A 13,534-nucleotide genomic window follows, 5' to 3' on the forward strand; every position below is an offset into this window, starting at 1 on the left:
AGAGTTAATTCAGCGTTTTTCGAAAAGCGATGAGTTTACTGAAGAGAATGAAGCCGATCGAGAATTATCGATCGCCTGCATCAATTGTGATCAATAGTGAAAAAGACAAACGGCTTTCTGTATTTGAAAATTAGGGAGAATTCATGCGACTGTTACTCTATGCCTTCGGATTTCTGACGCTCGCTGGATGTGCGACGGGTACGACCGGCGCCACCGCGGCGGCACCGCCACTGCGGCCGGAACTCGAAGCTTTCATCGGCCAGATGGTGGAAAGGCATGGATTCGCCCAGGCTGAACTTGAAAGTATTTTCCGTTTGGCCCAGTTTCAGCCTTCCATCGTCAATGCAATTTCGCGCCCGGCGACTTCCAAGCCATGGTACGAATTCCGCCCAATACTTGTTACCCCCCAGCGTGTCACTGATGGCGTTGTTTTCTGGAACAGCCATGCCTCGACCTTGGAGCGGGCGCGCAAGGAGTTTGGTGTTCCTGAAGAAATCATTACTGCCATAATTGGTGTCGAAACAAACTATGGCGTACAAACCGGCAAGCATCGCGTGTTGGATGCATTGACTACGCTGGCGTTTGATTATCCGAAGCGTGCCGCTTTTTTTCGCGATGAACTGGAACATTACTTGCTGCTGGGGCGGGAACAGCGTTCAGACCTGCTGAGCATCAAAGGCTCGTATGCAGGGGCTATTGGCATCCCGCAATTCATGCCCAGCAGCTATCGGCGATATGCCGTGGATTTCGATAATGATGGCAAGGTCGATTTGTCCGGCAGCACCGTGGATGCGATTGGCAGCGTCGCCAATTATCTGAAGGGCTACGGCTGGGAAACAGAGCAAGCGATAGTCGCGTCCGCCCTCGTCAACGGCGAGAGTTACCGTGAGGCAATATACGCAGGGGAAAGACCGGCATATACCGTGGAGAGAATGAGAAAATTGGGCATTGCGCCGCAAGTCGCTCTACCGGTTGACCGCCAGGCTACGCTGATCGAACTGGAAAATAAAACCGGAAACGAACATTGGCTGGGCTTCAATAACTTCTACGTCATCACTCGCTATAACCGCAGCGTGAATTACGCCATGAGTGTGCTGCAACTGGCTGACGAGATTCGTGCGGCAAGAAATTCTAATTGAAGTTGCTTGTGCAAGATTTTGGCCACATCCATATCGGTAGTTACCCCGGTATTCCGCACTGGGAAAATACTGCCTGAATTATTGTAATCGATCAGGGACGATACTTCATTTTTATAAACAGCCGCTCGGTTTTGCTATCTATGCGGGGTTAGAAGGAAAACGCTTTCCTGTAACCGGCTCAAGCCGCGTTCCTGAAAGCGTGGTTCTTGCGTAAGCACGTCCAATTGCGACAGTAGCCGTATCGTGAACCGCTCGTGGTAGAGCGCCTCGACTTCGTTCGCAGAAACCGCAAACGGTGGGCCCGCCATTTCCTGTTGGGGATAGTCCAGGGTGATCAGCAGGATTGGCGCTGCAGGCGGCAGGATGCTCAACAGGTGATCTGCATAACGTTCGCGCATTTCCGGCGGCAGCGCGATTAGTGATGCGCGATCGTACACCGCGCTTGTTTTCGCCAGGTCGTGTTTGCTCAGGTCAAAAAAATCCCCGCACAGGATTCGGACCCCGCTTGCATCGTAGCGGTCGAAATTTTCGCTGCTTGTTTGATTCGGGATGTAGCCGTTCTCTTTGAAGAACGATTGCACTGCGACCGCGCTGGTTTCCACCCCTAGCACTGCATATCCCTGTTCACTTAGCCATAACATGTCGCGGCTTTTGCCGCACAGCGGCACGAATACCTCGCTGCCGGTGGCAAGATGCAACTCCTGCCAGTATTGGCGCAAATACGGATTAACCTCGTTTTGGTGAAAACCGGTTTCTTCCTGCTTCCAGCGCTCCAGCCAATAATCTTTTTCCATTTTTATATCCCGACCACTCGTATTGCGCAATACGCTGCGCTTATTGCTGCCTTACACATTGTGTCGATTACAAGTAACTTTAATCGGCGAGTTACTTTTCTGAATATGTAGAACATTTACGCTGCGATTATGGCTGTGCAATCATGGTGCAGGTTGACCGAATGCCATGACCGATCCACCTCCGACATGATACCGATTTTTTTGCCTATTGCGTGATTATGATAATTGGGTATCGGCGGCAGCGCCGTGCCACTGCTGGGCCGGTGCTGGATGTACATGATGTCGGTGTCTTGGAAAGTCTTTTGCATGACGAGGCTTGAAGGAGCCTGGCATCATCAGGCGCGATGTCATCCGCGCGCATGAATACATTTTCGGGATTCCTCGCGCGGTATAGCGATGGACTCACCTGAAGCGTATGACTAATATAAACTAAGCGGAATATTCAAGTTCATTTCATGGACGGGCGAAACGGTAGATTGAATTGATCGAATGATGAAAGCCTTTAATGACCAGCCAGGATAAAAGACACGTGGATGCGGCCCATCACCCCATTGATGAGCATGCAAATGCAGGTCAGGCGCTGCGCGAGCGTCTGAAAGAAATTACCTGTCTCTACGAAATTCGCCGTGGTATGGGGCCGGAACTATCGGTGGATAATGTCTGCCAGCAGATTTTTGAGCACCTGATACCCGCCATGCAATTCCCGGAAATCGCTACCGCCGTGATCGAACTCGATGGCAGGCGCTTCGCTTCTGATAATCACGGCCCGGGCCGTAAGCACGAACTGCACTCGAAGATTAACGCCAACAACGAGCTCTGCGGCCAACTGCGTGTTTTCTATCCGGAAGACACGCGATTCCTGGTGCCGGAGGAGCAGCGGCTCATCGACGCGGTCGCGACTGATCTGGAGAGGTGGTTTGAGCGGAAACAGATCGATGAGGCGCTGAGCGAGCGCCTGAAGGAAATCACCTGTCTCTATGAGATTCGCCGAGGTATGGGGCTGGAATTATCGGTAGATAACGTCTGCCAGCAGATTTTCGAGCACCTGATACCCGCCATGCAATTCCCGGAAATCGCTACCGCCATGATCGAACTCGATGGCAGGCACTTCACTTCTGACAATCACGGCCAAGGCCGTAAGCATGCACTGCACTCGGAGATTAACGCCAACAACGAACTCTGCGGCCAGTTGCGTGTTTTCTATCCGGAAGACAAGCCATTCCTGGTGCCGGAAGAGCAGCGGCTCATCGATGCGGTCGCGACTGATCTGGAGAGATGGCTTGAGCGCAAACGTCTGGAACAGACACTGGTTTCCATAGCGGAAGAACACCAGCGTTCGATCGGACAGGAATTGCACGATAATCTTGGGCAGCAGATTGCAGCGATTGGTTATCAAGCCAAGGCATTGGAGAAAAGAATATCCGCGTCGGGAAGTGGGGATGCGGCGACGATTGCTGCCTCCATTGCCACCCAAGCGCAGGTTGCCGTAATGCAATGCAAGCAGCTTGCACAGGGACTGCTTCCATTTGAACTGGAGACAAATGGCCTCATGGGCGCATTGCGGGTATTTGCATCGAGAATCGCAATTACCTATAAGATTACATGTGATTTCGTATGCAAAAGTGAAGTCGTTATCGAGGATAAGAATTTCGCACTTAATCTTTACCGGATTGCCCAGGAAGCTACCAATAATGCGATACGGCACGGCCGCGCGCGGCAAGTGACAATTTTGCTGTTTTCAGAGGAAGGAATGCTCCACCTGTCGATCCGCGATGACGGCAGTGGTTTTGCCGATTCCAAAAAAAAATACGGCGCAACCCCGGGAATGGGCATTAAAATCATGCAATATCGTGCCCGGCAGCTTGGCGCGGGGTTGGAATTCCTGTCGCACCCGGAAGGGGGAATGGAAGTGCGGCTCGCAATGCGAATGGTGTAGGAGTTTCCTGATATGTCAGCCTTGAAAGCACGAGTAATGCTGGTGGACGATCACGCCATGTTACGGCATGGTATGGCAATGCTCATCAATCTCGAGCCGGACATGGAGGTATCGGGTGAAGCGGGCGACGGCGAAGAAGCGCTGGCCGCCCTCAAAGCGGAGCATCATGCCGATATCGTTTTAATGGATGTGTCTCTCAAGACCCTCTCCGGTTTTGAGGTCATAAAAAGCATACATATTTCGATGCCGGCATTGCCCGTACTCGTCGTTTCCATGCACGACGAAGGCGTGTATGCGGAACGTGCTTTGCGGGCAGGCGCGCGTGGCTACGTGATGAAGCAGGAGCCGGGTGAAGTGCTGATAACTGCTATCCGCGAGGTGTTAAAGGGAAATATTTATCTGAGCAAGCCCATGTATGCCAGGCTGTTGAATCGCGTGGTGACCGGAAATTCGGAGTCTGAACCGTTGGTCAACAGTCTGACCCCGAGCGAGTTTGAGGTGCTGCACTTGATCGGATCCGGGCATAGCAGTCAGGAAATTGCCCGGTTGCTTAGCCGCAGTATTAAAACTATCGAAACGCATCGCTTCCACATCCGTACCAAATTGAACCTGAAAGACGGCGCGGATTTGATACGTTATGCTACCCACTGGATTTCCGAACCGCAATAGCAGACATTGCCCTCAAGTTTTCCGTCAGATTGTCCGGATGTTTTCCGTCCGATCTTCTTTAGAACCGCATCGTACCATCAACATTTATATTAGCCACTTCCACCATATAAAAGTTGCATAAAGGTTTCCCTTAGAAAAAAAACAGGGTTTCCCCAATATATTCAGTGGTGTGAACCGAGTTAGCATGAAGCCACTTTCATCCTACCCGGGTCCCATCGTGAAAACAAAATCAGGAACATTCGTTGCGATCTTGTCTGCCCTTGGTTTGTTGGCCTCCTGCGCGCAAATGAGTCCTCTCGAAGCGCAGAATGACAATATCAACAGGGCTGGAAAGAGTGCGAAAACTTATGCTGATCACGAAAAATTGGCAAAGCAATACCAAAATACCGCCAAAGAGATGCTGAGAAAAGCGGAGGAACAAAAGAAACTGCTTCAGCATTATGAAGAAAAAAGCTACCTTTATGGTAGGCAGGCACAAGATAAGCAATCGTATACTTCGGCTTTGCTGCACAAATATGAGCGAATCGCCGAGGAAGACATAAAGCTGGCTGCTTTTCACCGGCAAATGGCGTCAGAACTTGCCCCGCGCGATCACGCCACCCCAGCGGAAAAACGGCAGGAGCGAAACCACGAGAACAACGCCAAGGTCGAATCTGATCCCAATGAGCAGATTTAAACCCAGATAATTCATTAGGCGGCTCTGCGAGCCTACGCGAGTGCTGGCGGCCATTTTCGCCGCCATTTTTGCCACCTGCGCGGCGTCCATAGACCAAGCTATGGATTTCTCCCAACCGGCAAAACTGTCTTGCAACCTGCCTCGCCATCATCTCGCGTCCTAATGAATTATCTGGGTTTAAGTTTTGGCAATCCCATAAGAAGGCAGGGTACACGCTGAATCAGGGAATATATGATGCGCGTTTCGCTTGAGTGCTGCAGGAACCGATAAGCGATTGACGCGGTTGCGTTGAGGCTTCAGATGGATGCAGATTGGCTGAATGCCACAACGTGATCCGCCTCCAGTTTGATACCGATTTTTTCGCCTATTGCATGGTTATGGTGGCTCGGTACCAGTGATAGGGCGGTGCCACCGCCGGGCAGGCGCAGCGTATACATGATGTCGGCGCCACGGAAAGCCTTGTGCATCACGGCGGCTTGAAGGGGGCTTGCGTCATCGTGCACAATATCATCCGGTCGTATGAGCACATCCACGGGATTTCCCTCGCGACATAGTTGGCAGTCCGGCATGCACTGATGCGGCACCTCTCCTGCCAGAGTCCCTAGCTCGATTTCCACGTGATGTGGATCCAGTATTTTGCCGGGGAGAAAAACGCCCTGGCCGATGAAATTTGCAACGAACCGGTTGGCGGGCCTGTGATAGAGGTTATAGCCGGTATCCCATTGCTGGATTTCGCCCTGGTGCATGACGCCGATTTCATCCGCTATGGCAAAAGCCTCGTCCTGGTCATGCGTTACCAAAATGGCGGTAGCATTCTGGCTCTTGAGAATGTCGCGCACCTCCAAGCTCAAGCGGCCACGCAGCGTCACATCCAGATTGGAGAAAGGCTCATCCAGCAACAGTAAGTCAGGCTTTGGTGCAAGTGCTCTCGCCAGGGCGACGCGTTGCTGCTGGCCGCCCGAAAGCTGGTGTGGATACTTGTCTGCCACATCAGCAAGACCTACGGTTTTGAGCATTTCAGCGGTGCGTGCCGCACGCTCCGTTTTTTGCATGCGATGCAGGCCAAAGCCAACATTGGCCTGAACGGTCAGGTGAGGAAATAATGCATAGTCCTGAAACACCATACCGATGTGTCGCCGTTCCGGCGGCAAGCTAAAATCCGCGTTACTTATCACTACGCCATTGAGCGCAATCTCGCCGGCCGAGATGGGCTCAAACCCGGCGATACATCGCAGTACCGTTGTCTTGCCGCACCCGCTCGGTCCCAGCAGGCAGCCGATGGCACCTTTTTTTAGCGCGAGCGATAAGTCGTTCACCACTGTTTGCCGGCCATAGGCATGCCGGATATTTCTGAGCTCAAGCAGCGTATTCATGGCAGTCGCTCAAATCAACTTTCGGTTTGCCGCATAAAAAATATCAGGGGAAGCAGGCCTGCCAGTACCAGCGTCACGGCAGGTAACGCGGCCTGCTCCCATTGGCCTTCCGTCGTCATTTCGAAAATCCGCACCGAGAGGGTATCCCAGCCGAAAGGCCGGGTCATCAACGTGATGGGCATCTCTTTCATGACATCCACGAATACCAGCGCGGCGGCGGTGAATATGCCGCCCTTCAGAATGGGCAAGTGTACGCGGCGGAGTGTCGCCCATCCGCTTAAACCAAGCCCCATGGCGGCCTCATCGATGCTGCCGGTTACACGCTGCATGGCACTGTCTATGGGGCTGTGGCTGACCGCGAGAAAACGCGTCATATAGGCAATCAGCATCGTGACGAGGGTGCCCTGGATGAGCAAGCCGGTTTCTATATGAAATAGCTGCATGGCCATTTCGCTCAGCCAGCCATCCAGCCAGGCTATGGGGATGAAAATTCCAACCGCGAGAACAGCGCCTGGCAGAGCATATCCAATAGTGGATATGCGCACTGCGCCACGCGTGGCGGAGTCCGGGCAGCGTCGTGCAGCGTAGACCATGAGCAGCGCAACGGTGCAGGTGAGTAGGGCGGCAAAAGCGGATAATAGCAGCGAGTGCCAGAGAAATTCCAGGTAACGCTGGTCGAAATCACGTTCGACAACGCCCACTGCCCAAATGCCCAGTTGCATGACGGGTAACAGGAACGCAAAGAAAAGCGTGCCTGACGCAAATCCTGAGATCAGCCATGCGCGCCAGCCGGTGAGCGGGATGGGGATCGCCTTCGCACTTTGCCTGGTTTCGGCATAGCGCATGCGTGAACGAAATTGCTGCTCCACGATTATCACGGCAAAAACGATAACGATCAGCAGCGAGGCGAGTTGAGAAGCTGCGGTCAGGGAAAACATCGCAAACCAGGCTTTATAAATAGCAGTGGTGAACGTATCGTAATTGAAGACTGCCACTGTCCCGAAATCGGCAAGCGTTTCCATCAGTGCCAGCATTGTCCCGCCTGCAATCCACGGGCGCGCCATCGGCAACGCCAATTTGAAAAATCCTTGTGTGCGATTAAAGCCTAACGACTGGGCAACCTCCAGCGAGCGTTTCCCTTGAGTAAGAAACGCATTTCGCGCCAGCAAATAGACGTAAGGATAAAACGCCAGAACCATGACAATGATAACGCCCAGCCTGCTGCGTATATCCGGAAACCAGAATAGATCGGGCCCCAGCCAGGTGCGTAGCGCCGTTTGCACCGGGCCGATGTAATCGAACAGGCCCAAAGCCACGAACGCGGTAACATATGCGGGAATGGCAAGCGGCAGCAATAATGCCCACGAAAAGAATTTACGGCCGGGGAACTCGCACACCGCAGTAAACCAGGCCAGGCTTACTCCCAATAGCGCGGAACCTGCGGCCACGCCCACCGCGAGCCAGAACGTATTGACCAGCAGACCGGCCAGTGTCGTTTCCACCAGATGTTGCCAGACATCGCCCGCCGGCACGAACAAGGACGAGATGACCGTACCAACTGGCACGAGCACCATCGCAGCTACCAGAAAGGGGATTAGACGCCAGCCGTTTGAGGTCCGGTAGGCGGAGCTCGAGGCACTTAAAAACCCATTTTTCGTGCCTGAATCAGCCTCCGCTGAGCTAAGCGTTTCATCTCTCACATCCTTGACGCCTTATCGATAGCCCGCGCGATCCATCAGTTTTACCGCTTCTGCCTGCAATTCCCCGGCTGTGGTTACGTTTATCGTATTCTGCTTGAAGGTGCCCCAGGCGGCGACAGCCGGGTCGGGTTTTACCCTGGGATTGACCGGGTATTCCATATTCACGTCGGCAAAGAGATTCTGGGCTTTTTCGGATGACAGAAATTCGAGCAATCTGGTTGCAGCCGGTATGTTATGCGCGTATTTTGTAATTCCTGCCCCCGAGATATTGACGTGAACGCCGCTGCCTTCCTGGTTAGGCCAGAAAATCGCAAGTGGCAATGCCGGATTTTTTTCCATCAGGCGGCCATAGTAATAGCTGTTGGCTATTGTGACATCGCATCGCCCTGCGGCGACGAATTCCATTGCCTTGGTTTCGTCGGACAGAGGGTCGATAGCGAGATTGGCGACCCAGCCTTTGATAATTTCTTCGGTCCTGGCCGCGCCATGCTCAGCGATCATCATCGCGACCAGCGACTGGTTGTATACTTTCTTGGAAGTGCGCAGGCACAACCGTCCTTTCCATTGAGGTTCAGCCAGCGCTTCGTAGGTAGAAAGATCCGAAGGCTTTACTTTCTGTGTGTTATATATGATAGTGCGGGCCCGCACGGATAGGCCGAACCACTGATTCCGGGGATCACGGAGGTAGGCGGGAACATTTGCCTGGAGCGTTTTTGACTCGACGGGCCTCAACAGGCCTTCCTGGGCGGCCTCCCACAAATTGCCCGCATCCGAGGTGATCAGCATGTCGGCAGGTGTGTTTTTCCCTTCCGCCTTGAGGCGCGCCAGCAATGGGCCTTCCTTGTCAGTGACGAATTTCACGTTGATGCCGGTATCTTTAGTGAAAGCGTCGAACATTGGTTTGATGAGCTGTTCGATCCGAGCAGAATAGACTACTACTTGCTCTGCATGAGATGCGCTGGCGCCAAAGAAAATGGCAAAGCAAAATATTGCAGTAATATATTGATTGAGGACTCGCGGAATAAGCCTCTGAGTTTCCCCACCAAGGCGCGAGGGCGACCTATAATGTATTATTGTGTGGGTAAAATCGGGCGCTCCCTGCATTGTGATTTCCGGCCGTGGCATCGTCGTAGAAGCGTATGTTGCGATCCTTGTCGTCCTCCCGATTCTTCCGGTAGAGTTACCAGCCAAGCGCTGCATGCGAGTCTTGTTCAGATATTTTTTTAACCAGGTATTTAACATTATTATTTACTCCGGATATCAACAGTGAGATCAACCAAATACCATTATAAATGATAATAATTATCAGTAGAGCATCGCATTAAATATACTATGGATAAACTACAGCCGAGTCCGCCTAATATTCGCCTGCAAGAGCTTCTTGCTATTCCGGAAAGACAACGTACCGAAGCAGAATGGGATGAGATCAACGAGCTTGAGATTACGCTTACTCCTGCCAATCGCGCCATGACTTCCGAGCGGGGCACCTCGGAGCGGAACAACGCAGAGCGAAACGCTTCGGAACGAAACGCCTCGGAGCGCAACTCTTCGGCTGAGCGAAACGTGCGACGCAAGGGGATGCCGACACCCGATCAGTTCAAGTCCCGTGACGGTACGCAAGGAAAGCGCCCTCTGAAGAAGCTTCGTAAAAGACCCAAACCCGCTGCGCCGCAGTAACAGCGCCTTGCCATGGATAAGCGGTACAGATAGCCCACTATGGCTTGTTACTTATTTATTGAAGAACGTCAATGGGAGGCTTATGCAACTTACCACTACCCCGAGCATTGAGGGAAAGCGCATTACGAAATACTGCGGGGTCATCGCCGGCGAAGCGATCCTCGGCGCCAATTTGTTTAAAGACCTTTTTGCTGGAATCCGTGACCTAGTGGGAGGACGCTCCGCAACCTATGAGAAAGAATTGCAGCGCGCGCGGGAAATCGCGCTTGACGAGCTACAGCGCCGCACCCAGGATCTTGGTGCAAACGCTGTAATCGGCATCGATATCGATTACGAGATAATGGGCAAGGAAAATGGAATGCTGATGGTTTCGGCTAGCGGGACGGCGGTAATCGTTGAATAAGGGGCTGCTAAAGCGCAATCTCTCCGAATTGATCAAGCCGCTATCGACGAGAGGCGGAGGCGGGCTCACGAGCCAACATCCGGACTGACAAGATCATATCGAATGGCAGCGGCTGCTGCTGCGGAGAGCGAGCACTTACCACGGAATCGGCTTGCCATCATAGGCGATGAATTTACCTGAATCCGCCAACGTGAGGCCGCTGATGACATGCCGCATGCCGGACACGCTTTTTGCCGTGGAGATGAGCGCATTCTTGCCGCCCATATCGGTCTGCACCCATCCGGGATGCAATACCACTGCAATGATTCCCACTGTTTTCAGGTCAATGGCAAGGCTTTTGATAACCATATTTACGGCTGCCTTGCTGGACCGGTACAGGTAGCTGCCGCCGCTGTCGTTCTCCGCAATGCTGCCCATCTTGCTGCTGATGGTCACGATCATTTTTTGACTGCTTCCGGCAACATGCGAGTTGAATGCCTGGGCCATCTTGAGCGTTGCCATGGTATTGACACGAAATTCATGGGCCCAGGCCTCATAATCGATACTATTGAAAGCGCCTGCATGAGAGCCCGTATAAATTCCCGCGTTGTTGAGAAGCAGATCGATCGGTTCGCCAGCTAACGATTGCGCCAATCCCTCGATTTGCGCATGATCAGCAACATCAAGCGCATGTACGGTAACCTGCCCAGGATAGCCTGCGGCCAGCATATCAAGCGCATCTGATTTTTCCGGATGACGAGTGCAAGCCAGAATGCGCCAGTTCTCTGCGGCATACTGTCTGCAAAATTCCAGCCCAATTCCGCGGTTGGCTCCTGTGATTAATGCGGTTTTCATATTTCTCTCCTCATGCGCTTGCCGGTCTACCGGAAAATGCCGCGCTGCCTGATGCTATAAAGAAATATCGGAGAACGAATATCTCAGGGTTACCGAGACACCGCCGTTTAATTGCATGCTCCCTTATTATGTATAAAAAGTGAAACGAATGGCAATATAAAAGGAGCGAACGACATGACTCAGCGGATCGCATTGGTAACGGGTGCATCCAGCGGTATCGGAAGGGCTGCGGCTGAGCTTCTTGCTCAGAATGGTTATTATGTATTTGCCGTGGCGCGGCGCCTGTACAGGCTGGAAGAGATTCGTTCTGATCGCATCGAGCCGATAGAACTGGACGTGACCGATGAAGAAGGCATTAACCGTGCCGTGAGTCACATTATATCGACCAAGGGGCGCATCGATGTGCTGGTCAACAACGCAGCGCTCTGCCAGTTGGGCGCTATCGAATGTGTTTCGATGGAGGCTGCCCATCGGCAGTTCGAAGTCAACGTTTTCGGCTATGCACGATTCATGCAAGCGGTCCTCCCGCATATGCGGGAGCAGAAATCGGGATCGATAGTCAATATCGTTTCCGCGCTGAGCAGGATATCGGTGCCCGGTTTTGGTTGGTACGCGGCTAGCAAGCATGCTATTGAAGCGCTAACCGATGCCCTGCGGAGTGAGGTGATGGAGTTCGGAATCAAAGTTGTGCTCATTGCGCCTGGCTTGATAAAGACGGAGTTTGTTCCCAACCAGCTAAGGTTATTAAAGACCATTGGGCATCCGCCAGCCTACAAAAAACTTATCGACGGCGTGCATAACCTTCTGGCTGGCGAACCCAGGGCGCCCGGTCCGGAAATTATCGCTAAAGCGGTGCTTGATGCCGTCACGTCTTCGGTTCCACCGGTAAGACATGCACTTCCCTTCGATTCCAGGATATCGGTCATAGCCAGGTGGCTGTTGGGTGGCCGCATCTTTGCCTGGACGGTCCGGCTCCAGATGAGATTCTCCAGGCGGTAACCGACTTGACGATTTGAAGAGTTCCGGACCATTCGATCGCACAGCTTCCTTACTTGCGTCTTTTGCAGAACGGCTTGCTGCCAGCCAGTTCGCGCCGTCAGTCCGTCGGTGCTTCTTTCGATGAGGAAAAGAGATCCCATGCCGCGATGAAGAGCGCCGCAATTACCGGTCCGATAACGAAGCCGTTAAGGCCGAAAAGGACCATGCCTCCCAGCGTCGAGATGAGAATCACATAATCGGGTATTTTGGTATCCCTGCCGACGAGTATGGGGCGCAAGATGTTATCCACGAGCCCGATAACGAGTACGCCGAAAGCGATGAGAGTGACACCCTGCCAAATAGCTCCCGTAAACAGAAAGTAGATTGCTACCGGCATCCAGATCAGCCCGGCCCCGACCGCGGGCAACAGGGATAGGAAGGCCATCACAAAGCCCCATAGCAGGGCTCCTTGAATGCCGAGGAACGAAAACATTATTCCCCCCAGCGTGCCTTGCGCCGCGGCGACAACAACGTTGCCCTTTACGGTGGCGCGAATAACCGTAGTGAACTTGCTGAACAGATGCCGCTTGTGCTCCATGCTGAGGGGCATCGCATGTTTGATCCTGATGGAGAGAGCGGCGCCGTCGCGCAGCAGGAAAAACAGCAGATACAGCATAATGCCAAAGCTGATGACGAATTCAAAGGCATTCTGACCGATACTGAGAGCGTGCATTGCGATAAATTGACTACCCTGCAAAGCGCCGGTCGATAGCATATCCTGCAGCTCGGAAATATTGGTGAGCCCGAGCCGATCCAGCAAGTGGATGACCCACGGTGGCATGGCCCCCATGATCTGCTGAAAATAAGCGCCGAAATTAAGCTGTCCAGACCGGATTCCCTGGTAGACGAGCGCTCCTTCCTGCAGCAGCGAAATCGTCATTATCGTAACCGGAAGAATCACTATGATCAGGCAGAGCAGGAGGGTGGTGAGCGCGGCAAGATTCTGCCGCTGGTTCATGACGGCCAGCAATCGGCGATGAAACGGTGTAAAGATGATGGCAAGAACCGAGCCCCAAAATACCGCACCGTAGAATGGCCAGAGAATCCACCCGAATGCGAGGGTGACGACAACCAATAGGAGCAAGAAGGTTTTTTGTTGAAGCTCCACGGAATTCATATAATCCAGATGGTCAGGTAAAGAACATATTTGTAGGCCGAATCGTATCTTAACTCAGCCCCAGGATAGATAGTGGTGTTGAAAAAAATGAGACCAAGTTTGTGCAGTTAATCTGTGTTCAGGACACGGCAATGGCCGGGGTGGCCTCTCCGGGAAGCGCCCTGAAGAGCGTCTCGGG

At 52.9% G+C, this 13,534-nt stretch carries 14 protein-coding genes; 7 read left to right on the forward strand and 7 right to left on the reverse strand.

The features are described 5' to 3' along the window. Positions 1-143 precede the first annotated feature (143 nt). A complete protein-coding gene (mltB, locus tag KJS40_RS03495; protein ID WP_213539086.1) occupies positions 144-1,139 on the forward strand; it encodes a lytic murein transglycosylase B in 996 nt (331 codons plus the stop codon). A gap of 134 nt (positions 1,140-1,273) precedes the next feature. On the opposite strand, the gene KJS40_RS03500 is transcribed toward mltB, so the two are convergent. After that, complete coding sequence (locus KJS40_RS03500) at positions 1,274-1,933, reverse strand: thiopurine S-methyltransferase (protein ID WP_213539087.1); 660 nt, start codon at positions 1,931-1,933, stop codon at positions 1,274-1,276. A gap of 116 nt (positions 1,934-2,049) precedes the next feature. Continuing rightward, the gene (locus KJS40_RS03505; RefSeq protein WP_213539088.1) at positions 2,050-2,241 is read right to left on the reverse strand and encodes a hypothetical protein; all 192 of its coding nucleotides are present in this window, start codon (positions 2,239-2,241) and stop codon (positions 2,050-2,052) included. 197 nt (positions 2,242-2,438) lie between these two features. Between KJS40_RS03505 and KJS40_RS03510 the strand changes: the two genes are divergently transcribed. The 3 genes from KJS40_RS03510 (at position 2,439) to KJS40_RS03520 (ending at position 5,214) form a co-directional block, all read left to right on the forward strand. Next, the gene (locus KJS40_RS03510) at positions 2,439-3,869 is read left to right on the forward strand and encodes an ATP-binding protein (protein WP_213539089.1); all 1,431 of its coding nucleotides are present in this window, start codon (positions 2,439-2,441) and stop codon (positions 3,867-3,869) included. Positions 3,870-3,881: 12 nt separating this feature from the next. Next, a complete protein-coding gene (locus KJS40_RS03515) occupies positions 3,882-4,538 on the forward strand; it encodes a response regulator transcription factor (RefSeq protein ID WP_213539090.1) in 657 nt (218 codons plus the stop codon). Between the two features lie 217 nt (positions 4,539-4,755). Beyond that, positions 4,756-5,214, forward strand: coding sequence for a hypothetical protein (locus KJS40_RS03520; RefSeq protein ID WP_213539091.1), 459 nt, complete (start codon positions 4,756-4,758; stop codon positions 5,212-5,214). 296 nt (positions 5,215-5,510) lie between these two features. On the opposite strand, the gene KJS40_RS03525 is transcribed toward KJS40_RS03520, so the two are convergent. From KJS40_RS03525 to KJS40_RS03535, 3 genes are all read right to left on the reverse strand, one after another. Continuing rightward, positions 5,511-6,587: an ABC transporter ATP-binding protein gene (locus tag KJS40_RS03525; RefSeq protein ID WP_213539092.1), complete on the reverse strand. Its 1,077-nt coding sequence runs from the start codon at positions 6,585-6,587 to the stop codon at positions 5,511-5,513. A 14-nt stretch (positions 6,588-6,601) separates the two neighbouring features. Further along, entirely contained in the window at positions 6,602-8,161 is a 1,560-nt protein-coding gene (locus KJS40_RS03530) for an iron ABC transporter permease (RefSeq protein ID WP_213539703.1), read from the reverse strand. A 138-nt stretch (positions 8,162-8,299) separates the two neighbouring features. Then, positions 8,300-9,286 (reverse strand): Fe(3+) ABC transporter substrate-binding protein, encoded by a 987-nt coding sequence (locus tag KJS40_RS03535; RefSeq protein ID WP_244859765.1) that lies wholly within the window; start codon positions 9,284-9,286, stop codon positions 8,300-8,302. A gap of 333 nt (positions 9,287-9,619) precedes the next feature. Here KJS40_RS03535 and KJS40_RS03540 point away from each other — a divergent pair, with 333 nt between their 5' ends. After that, the gene (locus KJS40_RS03540) at positions 9,620-9,964 is read left to right on the forward strand and encodes a hypothetical protein (RefSeq protein WP_213539093.1); all 345 of its coding nucleotides are present in this window, start codon (positions 9,620-9,622) and stop codon (positions 9,962-9,964) included. An 82-nt stretch (positions 9,965-10,046) separates the two neighbouring features. Then, a complete protein-coding gene (locus KJS40_RS03545; protein ID WP_213539094.1) occupies positions 10,047-10,367 on the forward strand; it encodes a heavy metal-binding domain-containing protein in 321 nt (106 codons plus the stop codon). Positions 10,368-10,502: 135 nt separating this feature from the next. On the opposite strand, the gene KJS40_RS03550 is transcribed toward KJS40_RS03545, so the two are convergent. Continuing rightward, positions 10,503-11,201, reverse strand: a complete 699-nt coding sequence (locus KJS40_RS03550; protein ID WP_213539095.1) for an SDR family oxidoreductase — start codon at positions 11,199-11,201, stop codon at positions 10,503-10,505. Positions 11,202-11,375: 174 nt separating this feature from the next. Here KJS40_RS03550 and KJS40_RS03555 point away from each other — a divergent pair, with 174 nt between their 5' ends. After that, positions 11,376-12,200 (forward strand): SDR family NAD(P)-dependent oxidoreductase, encoded by an 825-nt coding sequence (locus KJS40_RS03555; RefSeq protein ID WP_213539096.1) that lies wholly within the window; start codon positions 11,376-11,378, stop codon positions 12,198-12,200. A 97-nt stretch (positions 12,201-12,297) separates the two neighbouring features. Here the strand turns inward: KJS40_RS03555 and KJS40_RS03560 are convergent, their stop codons facing one another. Beyond that, positions 12,298-13,356, reverse strand: a complete 1,059-nt coding sequence (locus tag KJS40_RS03560) for an AI-2E family transporter (RefSeq protein ID WP_213539097.1) — start codon at positions 13,354-13,356, stop codon at positions 12,298-12,300. Between the last annotated feature and the right edge of the window lie 178 nt (positions 13,357-13,534).

The sequence above is a fragment of the Nitrosospira sp. NRS527 genome, from assembly GCF_018406445.1.
GTDB classification, from domain to species: Bacteria; Pseudomonadota; Gammaproteobacteria; order Burkholderiales; family Nitrosomonadaceae; genus Nitrosospira; species Nitrosospira briensis.

Bases quoted from the DNA above. Each gene is read 5' to 3' on its own strand.
- KJS40_RS03555 (WP_213539096.1), top strand. From the start codon at position 11,376: ATGACTCAGCGGATCGCATTGGTAACGGGTGCATCCAGCGGTATCGGA.
- KJS40_RS03540 (WP_213539093.1), top strand. From the start codon at position 9,620: ATGGATAAACTACAGCCGAGTCCGCCTAATATTCGCCTGCAAGAGCTT.
- KJS40_RS03560 (WP_213539097.1), bottom strand. From the start codon at position 13,356: ATGAATTCCGTGGAGCTTCAACAAAAAACCTTCTTGCTCCTATTGGTT.
- KJS40_RS03515 (WP_213539090.1), top strand. From the start codon at position 3,882: ATGTCAGCCTTGAAAGCACGAGTAATGCTGGTGGACGATCACGCCATG.
- KJS40_RS03525 (WP_213539092.1), bottom strand. From the start codon at position 6,587: ATGAATACGCTGCTTGAGCTCAGAAATATCCGGCATGCCTATGGCCGG.
- mltB (WP_213539086.1), top strand. From the start codon at position 144: ATGCGACTGTTACTCTATGCCTTCGGATTTCTGACGCTCGCTGGATGT.
- KJS40_RS03550 (WP_213539095.1), bottom strand. From the start codon at position 11,201: ATGAAAACCGCATTAATCACAGGAGCCAACCGCGGAATTGGGCTGGAA.
- KJS40_RS03530 (WP_213539703.1), bottom strand. From the start codon at position 8,161: ATGGTGCTCGTGCCAGTTGGTACGGTCATCTCGTCCTTGTTCGTGCCG.
- KJS40_RS03505 (WP_213539088.1), bottom strand. From the start codon at position 2,241: ATGCAAAAGACTTTCCAAGACACCGACATCATGTACATCCAGCACCGG.
- KJS40_RS03510 (WP_213539089.1), top strand. From the start codon at position 2,439: ATGACCAGCCAGGATAAAAGACACGTGGATGCGGCCCATCACCCCATT.
- KJS40_RS03545 (WP_213539094.1), top strand. From the start codon at position 10,047: ATGCAACTTACCACTACCCCGAGCATTGAGGGAAAGCGCATTACGAAA.
- KJS40_RS03500 (WP_213539087.1), bottom strand. From the start codon at position 1,933: ATGGAAAAAGATTATTGGCTGGAGCGCTGGAAGCAGGAAGAAACCGGT.